Here is an 18,222-nt window from a genome sequence, read left to right as displayed (position 1 = left end):
CAGCCGAGGAATCAACAATGACAGGCAGACCCGGTGTTTTTAAAAATCTTTCCGTAGCAGCGAAGTTGTTTGGCGGCTTTTCAGTACTGGTCGGGATTATTATTATCGCTTCCGCCATTAATATTAATCAGCTTTCGGCTATCAGCGAGCACTCTGATAAAGAACAGCTGGTCAATCAGTTAAGCAATGACCTCAATAACGCCAGGCGTAACCGGCTGATTTATCAGTTGACGCATGAAGATAAGGCCGCGCAGGCGAATCTCACCGCTATTAATAAAATGGCGGACAAAATTAAAGAAGGCGATAAGTTCACCTGGGAAAAAGACGCAGGGCTGTTATTTCAGGGGCTGAGCGCGAAGGTTAAAGAGTACAGCGACGCACGCAGTAATTTTATCGGGCTGGAAGGCGCCAGTATTGAGCAGGGTAAAAAGGTACTGGAGGCAGCCCGGCAATCCGTGTTTGACGAGGCGGCTAACGCGCTGCGTAACAGTGAGTCGCTGTCCAAATCCAGCGTCAATCTGCTCTATTTTATCGAAAAAGCGCGGGCTGATGCGGGGGTCATTGTCTCCTCGCGTGGGGCAGACGGGCTACAGCAATTACATGCCGACGCGCAGCAGGCTTTATCTTCACTGGCGGCGATTAAAACCGAAAATACCTCTGCGGTCGCAGGCTCAGCCGATACGCTCCAGTCAGCGCTGAATACGCTGGCCAGCGCGGTCGATACCTATAGCCTCGCACTGAAAAACGCGAAGGCCGGGGCGGACAACATGACGCTTGTTGCCGACAAACTCAATAACGCCACTGCCGAACTGGCACAGCTCCAGGCGGATAAAAGCAGCGCCAAAATTGCGCATGTGATGTATATCGTTGCGATTGTCGCGCTCTTTTCGGTGGTTATCGGGCTGTTTATCGCCTGGCTGATTACGCGTCAGATGACCTCGCAGATCCGCTATAACCTGAACGTGGCGGAGCGTATCGCCGCAGGCGATCTGACAACGGTCATTGAAGCGGGTTCTACGGATGAGCTTGGCCGACTGAGCGCGGCGATGGCGACCATGAACCAGCGACTGCGCGAGCTGATTACCCAGATCAAAGAATCGGTGGTCTATGTCGCCTCGGCGTCTTCGCAGATTTCTGTCGGTAACACCGATCTGGCCTCGCGTACCGAGGAGCAGTCGGCCGCCGTCGTGGAAACCGCCGCCAGTATGGAAGAGTTAACCTCGACCGTAAAACGCAACGCCGATAACGCTCGCGAAGCCAGCACGCTGGCGAACACCGCCGCGCAGAACGCGCGCAGCGGCGGGCAGATTGTCTGGGATGTGGTCGAAACCATGCAGAACATTACTGACAGCTCGAACAAAATCAAAGACATCATCACGGTGATTAATGGCATCTCCTTCCAGACCAACATCCTGGCGCTGAACGCCGCGGTAGAAGCCGCGCGCGCCGGCGAACAAGGGCGCGGGTTCGCGGTGGTCGCAGGCGAAGTCAGAACGCTGGCCAGCCGCAGCGCGCAGGCCGCGAAAGAGATTGAGGGTCTGATTCAGGAATCCGTTGACCGCGTCAGCTCCGGCTCCGCGATGGTCAATAAAGCGGGCGAAACCATGAAGGATATCGTCTCCTCTGTGGAAGGCGTCAGCGGGATCATGACGGAAATCTCTCACGCCTCGGACGAACAGAGCCGCGGTATCGACCAGATAAGCAAAGCCGTGAGCGAGCTGGATTCCACGACCCAGCAGAACGCCGCGCTGGTGCAGGAATCCTCTGCCGCCGCCGCGTCGCTCGAACAACAGGCGGGTGAGCTGTCTCAGCTTATCTCACGCTTCCGCCTGGGCGACGCGATAGTGAAGAAACCAGCGGCGAAACCGCTCATGGCGCCAACGAGAACACTGGCTGCCGATGGCGCAGGAAACTGGGAAACCTTCTGAGTCCTCTCCTAAGCGCAACAAAAAGCCCGGCCAGCGCCGGGCTTTTTTTCACAGGCGTCACATTCTCTCTTCCGGGCAGTCCGGCGCGGGCTCGCGCTCAACACGGATCAGCAGTTTTCCCTGAATCAGCAGCAAAGCCGTCTTCACCAGCAGCAGCGCAATAATGGTATTCGTAAAAATAAACAGCGGAACGGCCAGTGCTGCGAAAAACCCATTCTGGCTGTGATGACCCAGATGAAGGCCTGTGCTGGCCAGGGCTGAAATGCCGAACGAGAAGCTCCAGAACGAGGGGTTAAAGGGCTGCGCCAGGTACCAGGGCATCAGCCGCAGCATAAACAGCAACTGCAACAGGCCATAGCCAAAGAGCATTTTGGCGAAGACATCCGCCTCGCCGCCGTTAACGGCAAGCCAGGCGTTACAGGCGACCAGCGCAGGCGCCAGCTGTATCCCCAGGGAGGTTCGCAGCGGCACAGGCAATGAACCTGCGCTACGCAGCCGCTGTAAAATCACAGGCTCAAGGCTCAGCCATGAGAACACGCCCGCCCCAAGGAATACGTATCCCGCATCATGAAACCCCAGCGCGCCGCACGCCATCGCGCTGATAAAATTATTCGCGACAGTAGGCAGGTAAAGCCCCGGCGTCGTGGCGTCGCCTGGATGGTTGCCGCGCCACAGCCCTGCGGACTGCCAGGCGCCATAACAAAGTTGCGCCGCCACGCCGGTGAAGAAAAGCGCCAGCGCGACGGGCCGACACCAGGGGGTCATGCCAATGGCCACCAGCATCGTGGTGGCGGGAAAGAGACTGATAAAACTGCTCTGCACAGGGTGGCGCAGTTCCGCCAGCACGCTCTCGCGAAACGTCACGGCACGAACAACAAACGCCACACTTAACAGCAGCCAGATAATCATCGCCAGCACAACGAAACTGTTGCCGATAAGCGGACTGACGGGCCAGAGGGTGCTGGCGTAACGCCAGGCAAAGCCCATCCCGATAATGCCTAACACCATGCCGTAGTAGCCCGCCGGGAGGTTAAGCACCTTCCGGGGTAATTCTTTTTTATGCATATATGATGGCTCACCAAAAACGACCGGTTTTTTTACTGCGTATCCGGTCGTAAAAACGGGTCTGAAGCCCCGTATCATATCGCCGTTATGGGCCATCAGCTATTACGAACACCCGACGCATGCCGACGGCGACTTGTCGTGACGTTCGTACAACATGAACAGTGTTAATAAAAGATGACGCATACCGCCGTATTTTCTGCAACCTTGCTCTTTTTCACCCTGTGATTAAACGCAACGCGCCGTTTTATTCTGCATGAAAGTTATTCTTTATTTACCGCTTCGCTATCGGGCTAATAGCCTGATTTCTGAATAATGGATACCGACGCCGGGCCGATGGCGATTGTACTGGTTGGCGCCATGATAGTGGCTTGCGTGGAAACAGTAGGGGCAGGCGTCGTAAATCCACCGGGAAGAAAGATGACCAGCCTGCGTTATGTCAGCCCGCTGCGCCTGGAGAAAGGCGATGAACTGGGGCATTTTCATCTGGGCTCTACCGTTATCGTGCTGTCTGGCGAACAGCGCGTGCGCTGGAATAACGCCGTGCTGGAAGGGAAGACTATCCGATACGGAGAGGCGCTGGGCCGCGCCACCGCGCCCTGAACGGCGTGAATGAACGGCCTCAGGTTACGCGGGTTTCTGATCGGTTAAAAAGGTGATGGCATACCCCTGCGCCTTCCAGTGAGCGGCGCGCTCCTGCTGCTCGCGGGTGAGCGGCGCATCGGTCCAGACGAAAAAGTGCTGGTTAGGGAACAGCTCAGGGTGCGGCAGATCAAGAGGCTCAGCCAGCAGGTCAATATGCCAGCCCTGGTGCGCAAGGCGGCAGGCTTCCAGCCACAGGCGGGCGCGATCCACATTGCCCCAGCCCATCAGCAGCGCTTCTTTGGTGGTTTTTTTGCGCGCTTCGGCAAGAAACAGCGTGGCGTATTCGATAAGCGCGCCGTCCATCATGCTGCGCATCGACGGTGCGGTGTATTGATCAAGGCTTAACCGATGGCGTACCGGCAGGAAGACGTTATCGATAAGCCCGTCCACGGCGTTTTCTCGCAGCAACGCCGTGATTTTGGCGCGAAGCGTCGCCGGGCGCGCCTGACGCACCACGCTCATCATCTCTTCCTGAACCACATTCCACGCTTCGGGCGCCACCACGACGTCTTTATCGAGCAGCGCTTTCACTTTGCCGACGGGCACGCCGCTTTTGATCCAGCGTTTTATCTCTTCAATACGCTGAATGTCGTCTTCATCGAACTGGCGATGGCCGCCTTCGCTGCGTTGGGGTTTAAGCAGGCCATAGCGCCGCTGCCAGGCGCGAAGCGTCACGGGGTTAATCCCGCACCGTTCTGCTATCTCGCCAATGCTGTAAAACGCCATAGGATCTTCACTCACGATCAAAACCGACACAGGAATCTCTCAAAAATTCACCTCTCTCTAGCTTGTACAATTTTTGATAATTGTACAACCATGAAGTTAATTTAAGAGCCGTCTGGTTGATAAGGGTATGAATTCAAAGCGCTGCGGGCAACAAAAAAGTGTACTTAAAATGCATTAAATCGCGGAGGGGGGCGCATGCCGGGTCAGCATGCGCTATTGGCGCGTGAACCTTTACAGGCCGAATTTTTTCTCAGGCCATGCCACGGCAGGAATGCCGCCGAGCGCCGGTTTGGCAAAAAGGTGTCCCTGAAAAAGGGTAATACCGGCAGATTCCAGCCACATCCACTCTTCGGCTTTCTCAACGCCCACCGCGGAAATCGCGATTTCCAGCGACGCGCAGCATTTGATAAGCGCCTGCACAATCGCCTGACGAGGCCCGCTTTTATGGACATCGCGGATAAGCTCGCGGTTGATCTTGATGCGGTCCGGCTGGAACTGGGCCAGCAACAGCAGACCCGCGAAACCCGCGCCAAAGTGGTCAATCGCCACACGCAGGCCCGCCGCCTTAAGCTGGCGAATCGCGTCAGTGAACTCATCAAGACGAGAAATCACTTCGCTTTCCGTGAATTCCACAATCACCTGATCCGGCACCAGCCCGTTGGCCTGAATTTCCTGCACCAGATACTCCACCGCGCCCGGAATTTTCACCAGCGTCATCGGATGAAGGTTTACGCACAGCGTTTGCTGGCCGATACGAAGCGCGCCTGCGATTTCAAACGCCGTTTTTTTGCTTTTCAAATCAGCTTTATACAGTGCCTCGCCCTCAAGCCCTTCGAAAAAGGTCTGCGGCGGCGCGCCGTCCGATGTGCGCAACAGCGCTTCCAGCGAGACCACTTCACGCGCCAGCGGATCGATAATGGGCTGAAACGCGAAGCGGCTGTCGCTGTTTGCAGCTGCGGTCGCGGGCGCCGTCACGCCGTCGTCTTCGGTGATGAAATCCCAGCTGTCGCCCGGCGGGATCTCAAAATAGTTTTCTTTTTCAGTCGCTTCGACAAACGTCTGGAAGAACTGCAGCGCGCGGTCGCCATAAACCAGCTGGTATTTCGACGTGCCTTTATTCAGCACATGCTGGAGCACTTCGTCGCGCTCATAATCGCGTAAATCAAAGAGTTCCATGCCCGATTTACCGAAGCGGCGCGACGGCGCGTAGTCGCACAGCAGCTCCACCAGATTGTAATGACGCGTATCGGCGCAGATGGCGCTGTAGATAGCTTTCACATTTTCTTCAGGGCCTTCAAGCAGCTGGAAAAAGTGCCGGCCATTGAAGAGCAGAATGCCGGTCACATCAGCCTGGCCGTTTTTGTTGTTCGCCGCATTCACCATCTCGTCCAGTACGGTGACCGGAACGTCGTCGCAGATATGGCTGCGATAAATTATGGTTGTGAGCATCATGCATCCTGTGAATAGGTGAATAAGCGGCCACCTTATCAGATGGCCCGTCAGGCGTCTTGTTGTGATTATGTATAAAGCGTCAGTGAATCAGGCAGCTAAGCCTGAATTCGTCCTGCTTTCAGGAAGGATATTTTACAAAATGATTACGTTGCATCTGCCTTGTACAACCTTCTACGGCACACCTCGTCCTCAAAACTGCATAATCAGTACAACTTCAGACTAAACACTAAAAATAAATTTCATCATAACTGAATGAAATTAATGATGAAGTTATTATTTGCACAAAAAAAGATCGCTAACTTATACAATAACGATGTACAAGATTCACGTAATTAGTATACTGCTAACTATTCCTTGCGTAGTTACGAAATTTTAACAGGAGTGACATATGCGTCAGAACGGTTACATTCCGGATACAGCTAATGCCATTGCCCGATACTTTGACAAAGCGGCTCTGCCGACTCAGCAAGAAACATTAGGGCAAATCGTCGTTGAGATCCTGCGCGACGGTCGTCTCCTGAATAAAAAGAGTATTTGCACCAAGTTACTTAGTCGTCTTGAAATGGCTTCAAGCGTTGAAGAAGAAAGTCATTATCAAACGCTGATCGGCCTGCTGTTCGATCGCTAACACCAGGGCGTTCTTTTACTGAACAGGTTCCTGATGATTAAGTTAATCTCGGCGGAGGGATATTGCAGGCCTTAGCACAGCCTGACAATTTTCAGTGGCAGGAAGCCACCGGAAAAAGTTGTATCCCGTGCGTGTGGCACGGGACATGCGGCATTCAGAGACGCATTTATGAACAGAAGTGAAAAAGATCAACTGACAGATGAAATCATCGGAGAGGCAGTCCTGTCTCTTCTGAGAGAGAAAGGCCCCATCAATATGCGGGTTCTGATTGCGCGTCTGCGCTCAATGGAAACCAGTGAGTCTGATCCTCACCGACGCGAGGCGATTGCCCGCGTCATTGTGGAAATTACCGCGACAACGGTTTCCGGACGGCGTAATGGCGCGCGTGAGCGTAAAGAGTGGAACGGCGATAACGTTCGTTCGCTGTTTGGCGAGAGCGCGTCGCCGGGCAACAGTAAAAAACACTGACTACATTCAGCCACTTTCAATCTAAACACGGTGCCAGTACATGAGCCAGGTGATGCTTAACCCCACTGATTTGCAGGCGGATCTGCCCGACACGGCACTGTCTGAATATTTTCGTAATGCCGGTGACATGCTGGCTCAGGAAGCCGCCCTGCTGGGCGCTGTCGTGAGCAACATCCTCGCCACCGACGGTCACCTGACCCACAAAGCGATTATTTTACAGTTGATTGGCGTGCTGGAAACCACGGATGACGTGGTGATGGCCGACGTCATCCGCAAGACGCTGGAAATCGTTGTCGATCATACGCTGGACGACATCTGACACTGACGTTTAATTTCTTCGGTTAAAAGCCAGCCCGTCTCTCACTCCGGCTGGCTTTTTTCTTTATGTCGTCTGCCCTGCCTTGTCTGATGCCCCTTGTATTACAGCGCTGCAATAGTCTCAACGTCGTGCTGAAAGACCCACGGTTCGGAGAGCCGCCCGAACTGTTCATCGTCGGGACAGGTTACCGCCACCTGATAATCCTCGCCCGCAAACGCCTTAATGGCGCTCACATCGTCCAGCCGAGATAACCGAATGCGGCGCGCGATGGCCACGGCAATCATGCCCTGCGCCAGCGCGATAACATCCCACGCTGCCGTATCACTCAGTTCAGGCGCAGAAGCGACACAGTGGTGTAGCGCCGCCATGATGCGCCAGAAATTTCGGGGCGGTCTCCTGCACATCCAGCGTGCGCGCAAGCGCGGGGCGCGAAAACGCATAAGCCATGGGCGCGTCAGTCATGCCATCGAGGCATGCCCCGCTGGCTTCACGCCAACGCACTATTGCCACCCACCTTGCGCCCTTACTCAGTCAGTAGCAGGGCGCGCTCAGGCTTCGCTATTTCGATACCGAATTTTACTCCGCGCGGATTTCCGATATCTGGATGTGGGAGGCTGAAAGCCATGCCGTCTGGCAGGCCTTTACTGAAGCGCTGCGCGACACCCCGTTCTGGAATGATTTCTTCGAAATCAAGGAAATCCTTCAGGTCGTCGAGGCGCAGCATCTGTAAGCGGCGGCTTACCCGTCAGTCTTCCCGCCCCGCAGCGTTTTCCACACGATGGCGGCGCAAAGCAGGGTCAGCACAGCCAGCGCGTTGCACAGCAGCAGGTACGCATGGTTCAGGCTGTGGTAAAGCAGCGCGCGGGGCGCACCCGGCAGCAGCGACTGCGCCTGCTGAAGATGACCGTTACCCAGCCATTCGGCGGCGCGGGCGATGGTCTGCGCCGGATACCCCGTCGCGGCGAGCGTTTGTTGGTTCGCCGCGGCGAGAAAGGCCATTACGCCCACCAGCGCCACGCCTTCGCCCGCCACCCGCACTGTATTAAACAAGCCTGCCGCCATCCCGGCTTTCTCTACCGGCACGCCTGAGACCGCAAGACCATCCATCAGCCCCCAGGGCAGCGCCGAGCCTGTGCCGGTGATAACGAGCGCCGCCATCAGCAGCGGCACGCTCCCGCCCTGCAAGGCCTGGCCCAGCAGCGCCAGCCCCACGGCGGCGATCAACAGCCCGGAGGCGGCCAGATGACCCGCGCTGATCCAGCGCGTCAGCGTCGCCGCCACGCCCGGCAGCAGCAGCACCGGCAGCGTCAACGCCATCATATACAGGCCGCTGGCGGTAGCGCTCAGCGCGTCGGCGCCGGTAAACCGCAGCGGCAGCAGGATCAACCAGACGACATAACAGCAGCAGGTCGCGAGCGGCAACACCAGGATGCCCGCAAAACGCGCATTACACAGTAAAGTGAGTTCCAGCACCGGTTGCGTGGCGCGCCGGCACCGAACGACAAAGATTTTCGCGGATACAAGCGTCGCCAGCAGCAGGGCGATGACCGGCCCGGAGACGATGCCATACCGTGGGATCAACAGCAGCGCGATCGTGAAAAACACCAGACAGAGGCTGAACAACGCAAGCCCTGGCACATCGGCGCGCATTGCGTCAGGTTTACGGGCGAGAGGCAGGAAAACCGCGCCCGTCAGCGCGCTCATCCCGGCGAGCAGGGCCAGCAGCGCATAGAGCCATCGCCAGCCGAACTGCTCAATAACAACGCCCGCGATCGGCGGGCCGAACGCCAGCCCTGCCCCGAACATCGTGCCGAGAATGCCGAACACGCGCGTGCGCGCCGGCCCGCTGAACAGCTGCGCCAGCATCGCGCTACCGCCGGCCAGCGTCATCGCCGCGGCGATCCCCTGGACGGCGCGCAACGCGCCAATCGCAACGGTGCTCCTGGCCACGCAGACCGCCAGGCAACTTAAGAAAAACAGCAGCAGCCCGCCAGTGAAAACGCGCTTCCTGCCCATTTTGTCGGCCATGACCCCCGCCGCCAGCAGCGAGCCGCCGAACGTCAGCATGAAACCGTTAGTCAGCCAGGCGAGCGCCAGCGCGCTGCCGCCAAGCGAATGCCCGATAGCAGGCGTGGTGGCGACGCCGCCGGTAAAGCTCAGCGGCAGGATCAGCGCAGCAAAGAGCACCGCCAGCGCGGCGACGTTAGTGGCGTTCGCCACCCGAAAATATGTATTTACAGACATAGCCTGGCCTTAGACGATGATTGAACACGCTCAGACTATTGCGGACAGCGGTAATGATAAATAGACTGGAAATCCATTCATTACGGATAGAAAGTTGATAATCATGGACAGTTTTACAGCGCTGGCCTCGTTTGTTCGCACCGCCGAGACGCTGAGCTTTACCCAGGCCGCGCGCGTGCTGGGTATTTCAGCTTCCGCCGTCGGGAAAAACGTGGCCCGCCTTGAGCAAAAGCTGGGCGTGCGGCTTTTTAACCGCAGCACCCGGAGCGTAAGCCTCACCGCTGAAGGCGCGACGCTGCTGGCGCGCTGTCGCCCTGCGCTTGAACAGTTGCGCGAGGCGGAAGCGGAGTTAACGTCCGCCACAGACACCCCGTCCGGCAGGCTGCGCATTTCTCTGCCGGTCATTGGGTATCATCTGCTGATGCCCTTTTTACCGGCGTTCGCCGCCCGCTATCCCGAGATCGATATCGAGCTCGATTTCAGCGACAGGCTGGTCAATCTGGTGGATGAAGGTTTTGATGTGGCTATCCGCAGCGGCGAGATGGCCGATTCGCGCCTTACCGCCACCACACTTGGTCACTTCCGTTTCGTCCTGTGTGCAAGCCCTGTTTATCTTGCGGAACATGGCGCGCCACAGACACCAGATGCGCTAAAAAAGCACCGCTGCATTCTGTTTCGCTTTCCGTCGACCGGGCTGATCCAGCCCTGGGAACTGACGGGCCTGACGATGACAGGCGCGCCGTCTGCCCTTACGGTCAATAACATCGAAGCGATGATACGCGCGGCCGTCGCCGGGATGGGCATCTGTTACGTGCCCGATTTTATTGTCAATTCGCTGCTTACCCGCGGCGAGCTTCAGGAAGTCATGCCGGGCTGCTGCGAACGGCGGGGCGCGTTTTCGGCGCTCTGGCAAACCAGCCGTTATCTCTCGCCGCGTATCCGCTGCTTTGTCGATTTTCTGAAAGCCCACTGGGACACCGGAGCGCGGCGGAGTCCATCTGCCTTTCACAGTCGGCGCTGAGCCGCCGGATAGAAAAACTGGAGACGGCGCGCGCTGAACTCCTGCGTCTCTTCGAGTTTGCGGCGCAGCACGGAAATGAACGGCACAATCAGAAAGGTGCCTGTCGCCATGATGGAGAGCGTCATAATCAGCCCTTTTCGGCGGCCCACTTTATCGATATACGCGCCCAGCACAATGGCGCCGATGGGGCGCATCAGGAAGCCTGCGCCAAACACCGCAAACGTCATCATCAGCGCGGCGAAGGCGCTGCTCGCCGGAAAAAACATATGCGTGATATAAGTGGCATAAAAGCCGAACAGGAAAAAATCAAACTGCTCCAGAAAGTTCCCGGACGTGACGCGCAGGATAGCGCCAGCCCGGGAACGGGTGTTTACAGGTGAGATAACGGAATGCATTGATGTCTCCCGTTGTCGTTGACGCTTGTGGTTGTGCCTCTTTCTGAAGACTGGAACAGAAGTAACCACGTAATAAGCGTAATAAACGCATCAACCGATGCGTTTCACGCATTAGTCCCCCACCCTTTTCCCATGGCTCTTTTGTATACAAAGATTTAACAACCACGCGCGGAATGACCATGTACAAAGCAGAAGGATTTACAGTTTTCCGTTTTGTGACAAAGGCCTGAATGTGAACCAGAACGTTCACCGGATTTTCACATCCCTCAGGCTCGCTGATGAAAGATGTCCCGCGCCGCTACGCCAGCAAATTCTGCCCGATAAAATCGTCGATATCGTCCTGCGCCTGGCGGAACGCTTCATCAGAAGGCAGCGTGTAGAGATGATCGCTGTAACCGAACAGCATCGCGTCCAGCTGTCTCGCGAAACGCGCGGCGTTAACGCGACGAAACACCCCCTCCTGTGCGCCTGCCGTGAGGATATCCACCAGCGCGTCGTGCCAGCGGGCCAGTATCGATTCCATCAGGTGCGCATATTCCGGGTTATGGGCTGCAAGTTGCCACAGCGAGCCATAAAGCTTCGCGGTCGGATCTGGCGTGGGCGAAATCACGCCTTCGATAAACGCTTTCAGCCTTTTACGGGCGGGTAACGACGCCGTCCGCGAGACAAATTCAGTCAGTTCATTCTCAAGAAACGTGGTGATCGACTCCACGCACAGCGCCTGCCAGTTTTTGAAATAGTGATAGATATGGCTGCGCGAAATGCCCAGGTGCTCCGTCAGATCGCGCGTTTTGACGTTTTCAATGCCCTGTTCAAGGAACAGCGCGATCGCCGCGTTAATGATTTTCTCTTTCACGAAAGCTCACTCTGCTTTTCTCTGATTGACTTTGAGCAGTTGCTCAAATAGCATCCCACCCCACTTGAGCATCTGCTCTAACCGAAGATTAACAGAAATCATGAAGACGCACAGCGTAAATATCCCGACCGCCCTTCCCGGCTCCAGCGCCGCCGCCACGCTGAAAACGCTGGCCCGGCGCCACCGCAAGAAGCTCTTTTTTACCTTCTTTCTGGTGATAGCGGAGAATGTCACCTATCTGCTCTACCCGGTGCTGGCGGGTATCTGCATTAACGCCATTCTGGCGGGGAATGTCCGGAGCGCGATGCTGTACGGGCTGATGGTGCTGTTTATCTGGCTGCTGGGCGCGACGCGGCGCAGTGTGGATACGCGCACGTTTGCCCGCATTTACGCGGGGCTCGCCGTCTCGGTGGTGCTGGCGCAGCGCCAGAAACGCCTCAGTCATTCAACCATCGCGGCGCGCGTCGCGCTCTCAAGGGAATTTGTCGATTTTTTCGAGCTGCACCTGCCGACGCTGATTACCTCCGTGGCGTCGATGGCGGGCGCCGCCGTCATGCTGCTGCTCATCGAGTTCTGGACGGGGATCGCGTGTCTGGGGATCCTGGCGGTGCAGGCCTGTTTTCTCACGCAGTTTACCCGCCGCAATGAGGCGTTATACGGCAGGCTCAATAACCGGCTGGAAAAAGAGATCGATATGGTGACGCACGCCGCGCCGCGCGCGCTGCAACGGCATTACCAGCTGCTGGCGAAATTGCGCATCACGCTCTCCGATCGCGAAGCGATGGGGTATTTCACCATCGGCGTGCTGGCCGCGCTGCTGTTCAGCTTTACAGTCGTAATGATGACGCAGTCAGCCGCGATTAACGCCGGTCACATCTACTCGGTGATGACCTATATGTGGATGTTTGTCACGAGCCTGGATGACGCGCCGCAGCTGCTGGAGAAATATTCACAGCTCAAAGATATCGGCAAACGGGTGACGACGGAGGCGGAAACCGGAGCCGCTGAATAACATCGGTGAACCTGTCGCCGCCCCGTGGGGCGGCCCGATTACTGGGGCTGTTCGCGCAGGAAAATCGTCAGCACGTCTTTAAACGCGACGCCGCCGCACTCCGCGACGAGCCAGCCGACCGCGCCCCGGTGATACGTGCCGTGGAAAAGCATGTGGGTGAGCATATCGAGCGCTGTCATCTCGCCGGGGCTGCCGTCGGTAAACTGAAAGCGAAGGGTTTCCCCGAAATCCGCCTCGTTCATTGCGCTCACGCGGGCGATATACCCGTCTATACAGTCGCGCAGCGCCGTTTCAAGTGTTTCAACATCCGGCGTTTCCGGCGTGTTGAGCGCCGTATAGCCATGCGACTGGCCCGACAGGTTGGCCTGAAAGATACGGTCCACCACATAAATATGGTTCATCAGCCGCTGCATCAGGCGGCGCTTCTCCGGGTACGCCGTGGCGTCAACGGCTTTGACTGACGCCAGCGTGCCGGCATCCGCCCAGCGCTTATATTTCAGCAACGTTACCAGCGTATCCTTGTTCATTTTATTTTCCCGTTGAGTATTTACTTATGTCGCTAAATTAACACATCGCTGTACTGACCCGGGCTGCCAATATTAAGGATCGGCGTCTGTGCCGCGCGGTTTGCGGTATACTCGGCCCGGCGCTAACCACGTTCATTAAAAAGGCCCTTATGCGTACCCGTCCCGCGTCACGATTGCTGATTATGAGCCCCGATCAGCGCTTATTGCTGTTTCGCTTTACCCACCGCGACGACGCGCTTGCTGGTCGCTCTTACTGGGCGACGCCGGGCGGCGGCGTCGAAGACGGCGAGTCATTCTCAGAGGCGGCACTACGCGAGCTACGGGAAGAGACCGGCATCGTGCGCGCCTCCCCAGGACCTGAAGTGGCGCAGCGCACCTTTACGATGCTGCTGCCGAATGGCGAAACGGTGCTGGCCGACGAGCGCTTTTTTATTATTCACGTGGACCACGAAGAAACCGATTTTTCAGGCTGGAGCGCGAATGAAAAGCGCGTTATTCACGATCACCGCTGGTGGTCGCAGGAAGCCCTGGCCCTCGCCCGTGAAACTATCTACCCGCGGGAACTGCTGCTTGAGCTGATGTCGGCGCGCTGAAAGCGGTGGCCTACGAATTTCAACGGGTTTACCGCCAGGCGCAGGCTGATAATGTGGCCGCATACCAGAGGAAAAAACGCCATGAACCTGCCGCTACAACTCGAAGATACGCTTTTCACCGCCATGAAAAATTCCGACGTGACGGCCCTTATGGCGTTAATCGCCGACGATCTGCTCTTTATCAATCACGCCGGCCAGCGCGTCACCAAGGCTCAGGATATCGGGCTGCATACCAGCGGCGCTATTACGATTCAGGCGATTGAGCGTGAATCTTTTCAGGCTCAGGAAAGCGACCACTGCATTATTGTCGATACCTGCGTGGCCATCACGGGCACCTACGCCGGTGCGCCGCTGAATGGCCGTTTTCACCATTTCCGCACCTGGGTTAATCGTCACGGGCAGTGGCAGGTGCTCGGGTTAAAAACCACGCTACTCTGACGCGCGCATCTGCCCGGCGCGCGGGCTTGTGCCGTCCTTAGGAAAATAAAAAGCGTCTTATCAGCGCCGGTATGCGAGGCTTTCTGCCGAAAGCTATTTCACGTGAGTCAATGTTTTTGGTGGATGGCAATAAAAAGCCCGCCGTTTCGCGGGCTGGAAGTGGCTATATCACAGGAACCATTGTGGCTTAACGCCGAAGCGAGCGGAAAGCGCCTTGATGTGCGAGATAGTCAGGGAGCGCTGACCGGAAAGGATCTGGCTTACCAGCGATTTAGAGCCAATTTCCTCCTTCAGGTCGGCGTAGGACAGCTTATGCTGGTCAATCAGCGTGCGCAGCAGCGCGACGCCAACCGGCATTTCTCCAACCTCTTTGTTGAACTCGGCAAAGCGCTCGCTGTTCTCTTCGTAGTCGGCGATTTTGGCTGCCAGAATGTCGATCAGCGGGTTTTCATCGTCGTGGTCAATCAGGTAATCCACCAGCGCCAGCGCGTCACGGTAGTCCTTCTCGGAGGAGCTCCCCCCAACAGAGGGACAGCCGCTACCAGTTGTTTTGTTGCTTCGATAGCTTTAGTGGTGTCGGCGATCATTCTTTGTTCTCCCGATAGTAGCGAGTCAGCTTATCGTATTCAGCGTGGGTCGCGATATGCTTCACGTAGAAGCGTTTATTCACGAAGTTGATATAGGCGATGACCCTCAGGTTGTTGCCACCCACATCTAAAACCCACCATTTGTTACGGTACTTAAAATTGTCGAGACTTGGCACGGCGGCGCGAAGTTCATCAGGCGATTTAAAATCTGTTTCGCATACCAGGCGATACAGCGCCTTTATGGCTGTGGCGTCGTTTGGAAAGAGCCGTGCCGCTTGTTCAAAGGGCTCTTTGGAAATGACGTGCATTGAGAGATTCCCTTCTTTCGTTCACATTATGTAAACACTATAACGCACTATAACCCTGTCGACAACACGGCTTATGGTGCGGCTGAGGAGGTCGCTGATATTAACGCTCCCTTCAGGGCATATCTCATCGCGATAGTCGCCCGGCCCGCCACACTGCCCCTCACTGGCGAACCGCCAGCCAGCATAAGCAGCTCAGACGACGACTTCTGTGTAACTGATACCTTCTGATTGGCCACATCTGCACTCGCGATGCCATGCAAGCGGATGACGCTGCAGGCGAGCTTAATGTTCTCTTAACGGTGTGAGTGGACAATAGCGAATAATTTTTACGCTTGGGTGTCTTTTTCAGGCTTGTTTTGGGGTTTTTCACAGCTATTTTCTACAGGTGCGGCTATGCAGTTTAAAAACGTCGTGGGTAATCTGGCAGGCTGGCAACGCGGCGATGCAGCCAGCTATGCGCGTATTTATCATCAGCTTGGCGGCTCACTATGTTGTCATCCTGATGTGGTGCAATTTTTAAGTCGTGAGCAGAATCTGACGCTCAATTATTTCGTGCTGAAAGACGGTGACGACGATGCAGGCGCCTGCTTTTCGGTTAACGGGAAGTGCAGCCTGCAGCACAGGCAGTATCCTGTTGTCTTTGATGATGTGTTATTTCCCCTGCGAGCGAATAAGCGCAGCTACCTGCCGGTGACCAACAAACGGCTCTCGCCGCAACATAAAGGCGCGTTTGTTAATACGATCTACTCCGGGCGTCTTAAGCATAAAGTCGCGTATATCAAAGAGACTATCTCGAAGACATCGGAGAAAAAACGCCGCAAAGAGTTTGAGAAATTCTGCGCCATGGGCGGCGTGGTGCGGGACGCGAGTAGTTTTTCTTCTGAAGATCTCGCCACGATGTATGTTGAGCTTTTCACCCTGCGCTGGCAGGGAAAAATCTACCGCTTTACGCATGAGGATCTGGTGCGTACCTTTGACGCGCTGCGGCCCCTGATTTTTGGCAGCGTGCTGTTTCTCGATAATCGCCCGTGCGCGTTCGACATTATTTTTATGTGCAGCAACCCCACATGGATTTATTTCGATGACATCAACGGCGGCTACGATCCGCAATACACCACGCTGAATCTGGGCAGTATTTTGTTATGGCTGAATACGAGTAATGCCCGCGCGCTGTGCGCCAGAGAAAATAAGACGATGCGTTTTTCGCTCGGGATTTATAAAGACTTCTGGAGCTATAAAAAACAGTGGTGCGATATTATCCCGCTCGGCAGAACCTTTTTCTGATACGTGCTGGAAAGCAGGAAAACGGGCCTGCGCCCGTTGTCCTCGCTGCCCGCTTACCGTTCCGGATTAAGATAGCAGACGCGCAGACGGTGACCGTCCGGGTCCATCGCCGCAAAGGTATAGCCGAAATCGAGTTCCACCGGGCTCTGGATCGCCGTCGCCTGACGCTCCATGCACCAGAGCATATAAAAATGATCGACCTCGTCCCGCGCCTGCACTTTAAAGACGATTTCTCCCGCTGGCACCGGCGCACGCTGATTCACAACCGGCTCTACGGTGTAGCAGGACCACAGGCCCAGCTTAAAGCCGTTATCCAGCACGAATAACGCGAACGTAGGCTGTTTCTCAACCGGCTCGCAGCCGAGCAGCGTGGAATAAAATTCAGCGCTCTTAAGGACGTTCTCAACATAGAGAATAGACATATCGGCAGTAATCATTTGGCTCTCCTTGTGTGGTGAGCCATGACAGTAACAGCCGACAGTGACAGTTTTTGTCAGTAGGTTTTTGCCTGCGCAATCCCTTGCGAACTTTTCCACTCCTTCAGCAGCTTATAGCGCGATTGTGGGCACGATTGCTCGCTGACGGTCACCTGTTGCATCCGGTCGATACGAAAGTGGCGGAACGCCTGGCGCAACTCGCACCAGCACGCCAGCATCCTGACCGCGTCCAAAAAACCGAGCGCAATCGGCCACACCAGGCGCGACGACGCGGCGCCGTCTTTATCGGTATAGACCAGCTCAAGCTTTCTGCGCTGATGAATCGCGCTGCGAATATCGGCCAGAAACCGCAGGCTGCCCTCATTGCCGGGCGGAGCCACCATCAGCGACGGGTAGTTGATCTGCTGCGCGAGATGCTCAGGAAGAATGGCGTGGATCTTCGCCACGGCATTACGGGCCGCGGCTTCCAGCTGCGGGTCGGTATGGCGCATCACCCAGTGCAGACCGAGTATCAGCGCGTCGACTTCATGGGCATCAAACATCAGCGGCGGCAGGTGATAATCAGACTGGAGGATATAACCGATCCCCGCGCTGCCCTCGATCTCCACCCCCTGCATTTTCAGCGTTTCAATATCGCGGTAAATACTACGCACGCTGACATGAAGCCGCTGCGCAAGCGTCGCCGCCGTCACCGGGTAACGGTGGGATCGCAGAAGCTGGAGCAGTTCTAAAAGCCGTTGTGTCCGGGTCATGTTGATTCTCGGATGCAGGAGGTGTTGTTAAATCAGTAAAGTAAATCCAGCGGTTCCGGGCCACGCGCCAGCCGGAGCGTGCCATTATTCTCACGAATAAAAACCGCCTGATAATGCACGTTATCGATCCCGCTGATGAGATTATCCAGCTCTGAATCCGCCATGCGCAGGGAGGGCGTCTTAGCCCAGTGCGGCAGCGCCGGAATATCATACGTAAAGATCGCCTGGATTCCATCGCGCTGCGGCTTAATCTCCAGGGTTCTGACGCGCATTTTTCCGTAGCAGAAATCGTGGTGCCGGTGAAATTCCGCGCGTCCTGTGGGCGTCAGCGTCCAGCGTTTTTGAGGGCCTTCGCGCCTGCTCACGACAAGCCCGGCATCCACCAGCGCTTCCATTCTGGCATGCAGCCAGACATCAGCGCCTGCGCGGCTGGTCACCGGCCAGGCTGTTTCACCGAGGCACAGCGACTGAGCGTTGAGCGCCTGCTGTAGCCGCGCACGATAAGGCGCGGTCTGCTGCGCCATACTGCTCGTGCTGATG

21 protein-coding genes and 4 pseudogenes are annotated in these 18,222 nt (G+C 56.3%); 12 read left to right on the top strand and 13 right to left on the bottom strand.

Going from position 1 to position 18,222, the window contains the following annotated elements; translation table 11 throughout:
- Positions 1–17 precede the first annotated feature (17 nt).
- Positions 18–1,928, top strand: a complete 1,911-nt coding sequence (locus tag AB8W27_RS21410; RefSeq protein ID WP_012815791.1) for a methyl-accepting chemotaxis protein — start codon at positions 18–20, stop codon at positions 1,926–1,928.
- A gap of 57 nt (positions 1,929–1,985) precedes the next feature.
- On the opposite strand, the gene tehA is transcribed toward AB8W27_RS21410, so the two are convergent.
- Entirely contained in the window at positions 1,986–2,993 is a 1,008-nt protein-coding gene (gene tehA / locus AB8W27_RS21405) for a dicarboxylate transporter/tellurite-resistance protein TehA (protein ID WP_012815790.1), read from the bottom strand.
- A gap of 312 nt (positions 2,994–3,305) precedes the next feature.
- On the opposite strand from tehA, the gene AB8W27_RS21400 reads away from it, so the two are divergent.
- Positions 3,306–3,593, top strand: a complete 288-nt coding sequence (locus AB8W27_RS21400) for a phosphatidylserine decarboxylase (protein ID WP_282914041.1) — start codon at positions 3,306–3,308, stop codon at positions 3,591–3,593.
- A 24-nt stretch (positions 3,594–3,617) separates the two neighbouring features.
- On the opposite strand, the gene AB8W27_RS21395 is transcribed toward AB8W27_RS21400, so the two are convergent.
- Both AB8W27_RS21395 and AB8W27_RS21390 read right to left on the bottom strand, forming a co-directional pair.
- The gene (locus AB8W27_RS21395; protein ID WP_041924235.1) at positions 3,618–4,361 is read right to left on the bottom strand and encodes a MerR family transcriptional regulator; all 744 of its coding nucleotides are present in this window, start codon (positions 4,359–4,361) and stop codon (positions 3,618–3,620) included.
- Positions 4,362–4,592: 231 nt separating this feature from the next.
- The gene (locus AB8W27_RS21390; RefSeq protein ID WP_012815787.1) at positions 4,593–5,810 is read right to left on the bottom strand and encodes a diguanylate phosphodiesterase; all 1,218 of its coding nucleotides are present in this window, start codon (positions 5,808–5,810) and stop codon (positions 4,593–4,595) included.
- A 391-nt stretch (positions 5,811–6,201) separates the two neighbouring features.
- Here AB8W27_RS21390 and ycgZ point away from each other — a divergent pair, with 391 nt between their 5' ends.
- From ycgZ to AB8W27_RS21375, 3 genes are all read left to right on the top strand, one after another.
- Positions 6,202–6,441, top strand: coding sequence for a regulatory protein YcgZ (ycgZ, locus tag AB8W27_RS21385; protein WP_007670514.1), 240 nt, complete (start codon positions 6,202–6,204; stop codon positions 6,439–6,441).
- 168 nt (positions 6,442–6,609) lie between these two features.
- Entirely contained in the window at positions 6,610–6,909 is a 300-nt protein-coding gene (locus AB8W27_RS21380) for a hypothetical protein (RefSeq protein ID WP_012815786.1), read from the top strand.
- Between the two features lie 40 nt (positions 6,910–6,949).
- Entirely contained in the window at positions 6,950–7,228 is a 279-nt protein-coding gene (locus AB8W27_RS21375; protein ID WP_007767443.1) for a biofilm development regulator YmgB/AriR family protein, read from the top strand.
- Positions 7,229–7,329: 101 nt separating this feature from the next.
- On the opposite strand, the gene AB8W27_RS21370 is transcribed toward AB8W27_RS21375, so the two are convergent.
- Positions 7,330–7,596, bottom strand: a complete 267-nt coding sequence (locus tag AB8W27_RS21370) for a hypothetical protein (protein ID WP_345955945.1) — start codon at positions 7,594–7,596, stop codon at positions 7,330–7,332.
- A gap of 122 nt (positions 7,597–7,718) precedes the next feature.
- Here AB8W27_RS21370 and AB8W27_RS21365 point away from each other — a divergent pair.
- A pseudogene (locus AB8W27_RS21365) lies at positions 7,719–7,958 on the top strand (darcynin family protein); the annotation flags it as partial.
- A gap of 8 nt (positions 7,959–7,966) precedes the next feature.
- Here the strand turns inward: AB8W27_RS21365 and AB8W27_RS21360 are convergent.
- The gene (locus AB8W27_RS21360) at positions 7,967–9,472 is read right to left on the bottom strand and encodes an MFS transporter (RefSeq protein WP_041924234.1); all 1,506 of its coding nucleotides are present in this window, start codon (positions 9,470–9,472) and stop codon (positions 7,967–7,969) included.
- 103 nt (positions 9,473–9,575) lie between these two features.
- Between AB8W27_RS21360 and AB8W27_RS21355 the strand changes: the two genes are divergently transcribed.
- Both AB8W27_RS21355 and AB8W27_RS21350 read left to right on the top strand, forming a co-directional pair.
- Complete coding sequence (locus AB8W27_RS21355) at positions 9,576–10,493, top strand: LysR family transcriptional regulator (protein ID WP_041924233.1); 918 nt, start codon at positions 9,576–9,578, stop codon at positions 10,491–10,493.
- Positions 10,451–10,549: pseudogene (locus AB8W27_RS21350) on the top strand (LysR family transcriptional regulator); the annotation flags it as partial. The gene AB8W27_RS21355 and the pseudogene AB8W27_RS21350, both read left to right, overlap by 43 nt.
- A gap of 27 nt (positions 10,550–10,576) precedes the next feature.
- On the opposite strand, the pseudogene AB8W27_RS21345 reads toward AB8W27_RS21350, so the two are convergent.
- Both AB8W27_RS21345 and AB8W27_RS21340 read right to left on the bottom strand, forming a co-directional pair.
- Positions 10,577–10,888 (bottom strand): annotated as a pseudogene (locus AB8W27_RS21345) (MFS transporter); the annotation flags it as partial.
- A gap of 298 nt (positions 10,889–11,186) precedes the next feature.
- Positions 11,187–11,744, bottom strand: coding sequence for a TetR/AcrR family transcriptional regulator (locus tag AB8W27_RS21340; protein ID WP_012815779.1), 558 nt, complete (start codon positions 11,742–11,744; stop codon positions 11,187–11,189).
- A gap of 100 nt (positions 11,745–11,844) precedes the next feature.
- Between AB8W27_RS21340 and AB8W27_RS21335 the strand changes: the two genes are divergently transcribed.
- Positions 11,845–12,756 (top strand): ABC transporter six-transmembrane domain-containing protein, encoded by a 912-nt coding sequence (locus tag AB8W27_RS21335; RefSeq protein WP_041924232.1) that lies wholly within the window; start codon positions 11,845–11,847, stop codon positions 12,754–12,756.
- 38 nt (positions 12,757–12,794) lie between these two features.
- Here AB8W27_RS21335 and AB8W27_RS21330 read toward each other — a convergent pair whose 3' ends face one another.
- Complete coding sequence (locus AB8W27_RS21330) at positions 12,795–13,283, bottom strand: DinB family protein (RefSeq protein ID WP_012815777.1); 489 nt, start codon at positions 13,281–13,283, stop codon at positions 12,795–12,797.
- A gap of 149 nt (positions 13,284–13,432) precedes the next feature.
- On the opposite strand from AB8W27_RS21330, the gene AB8W27_RS21325 reads away from it, so the two are divergent.
- Together AB8W27_RS21325 and AB8W27_RS21320 are read left to right on the top strand one after the other, a co-directional pair.
- Positions 13,433–13,876 carry an NUDIX hydrolase gene (locus AB8W27_RS21325; RefSeq protein WP_071820355.1) on the top strand — a complete coding sequence of 148 codons (444 nt, stop codon included), beginning with the start codon at positions 13,433–13,435 and terminating at the stop codon, positions 13,874–13,876.
- Positions 13,877–13,957: 81 nt separating this feature from the next.
- Positions 13,958–14,314, top strand: a complete 357-nt coding sequence (locus tag AB8W27_RS21320; protein WP_012815775.1) for a nuclear transport factor 2 family protein — start codon at positions 13,958–13,960, stop codon at positions 14,312–14,314.
- Between the two features lie 168 nt (positions 14,315–14,482).
- Here AB8W27_RS21320 and AB8W27_RS21315 read toward each other — a convergent pair.
- Positions 14,483–14,901: pseudogene (locus tag AB8W27_RS21315) on the bottom strand (type II toxin-antitoxin system HigA family antitoxin).
- Entirely contained in the window at positions 14,898–15,209 is a 312-nt protein-coding gene (locus AB8W27_RS21310) for a type II toxin-antitoxin system HigB family toxin (RefSeq protein WP_012815773.1), read from the bottom strand. The pseudogene AB8W27_RS21315 and the gene AB8W27_RS21310 overlap by 4 nt, the downstream one beginning before the upstream one ends.
- A 393-nt stretch (positions 15,210–15,602) precedes the next feature.
- Between AB8W27_RS21310 and AB8W27_RS21305 the strand changes: the two genes are divergently transcribed.
- Positions 15,603–16,493, top strand: coding sequence for a transcriptional regulator (locus tag AB8W27_RS21305; RefSeq protein WP_041924230.1), 891 nt, complete (start codon positions 15,603–15,605; stop codon positions 16,491–16,493).
- Between the two features lie 53 nt (positions 16,494–16,546).
- Here the strand turns inward: AB8W27_RS21305 and AB8W27_RS21300 are convergent, their stop codons facing one another.
- Genes AB8W27_RS21300 through AB8W27_RS21290 form a run of 3 tightly spaced genes read right to left on the bottom strand, consistent with a single transcriptional unit; the run spans position 16,547 to position 18,206 of the window.
- Entirely contained in the window at positions 16,547–16,930 is a 384-nt protein-coding gene (locus AB8W27_RS21300; protein ID WP_012815771.1) for a VOC family protein, read from the bottom strand.
- A gap of 56 nt (positions 16,931–16,986) precedes the next feature.
- On the bottom strand, positions 16,987–17,682 hold the full coding sequence (locus AB8W27_RS21295; RefSeq protein ID WP_041924229.1) for a YafY family protein: 696 nt from the start codon (positions 17,680–17,682) through the stop codon (positions 16,987–16,989).
- Positions 17,683–17,714: 32 nt separating this feature from the next.
- Positions 17,715–18,206, bottom strand: a complete 492-nt coding sequence (locus AB8W27_RS21290; protein WP_049787181.1) for a CpmK protein — start codon at positions 18,204–18,206, stop codon at positions 17,715–17,717.
- Positions 18,207–18,222 lie beyond the last annotated feature (16 nt).

The sequence above is a fragment of the Cronobacter turicensis genome (assembly GCF_041222865.1).
In the GTDB taxonomy this organism is placed as follows: domain Bacteria; phylum Pseudomonadota; class Gammaproteobacteria; order Enterobacterales; family Enterobacteriaceae; genus Cronobacter; species Cronobacter turicensis.
The sequence above is the reverse complement of the archived record's forward strand: the minus strand, read 5'-3'. Positions and strand labels throughout refer to the sequence as shown.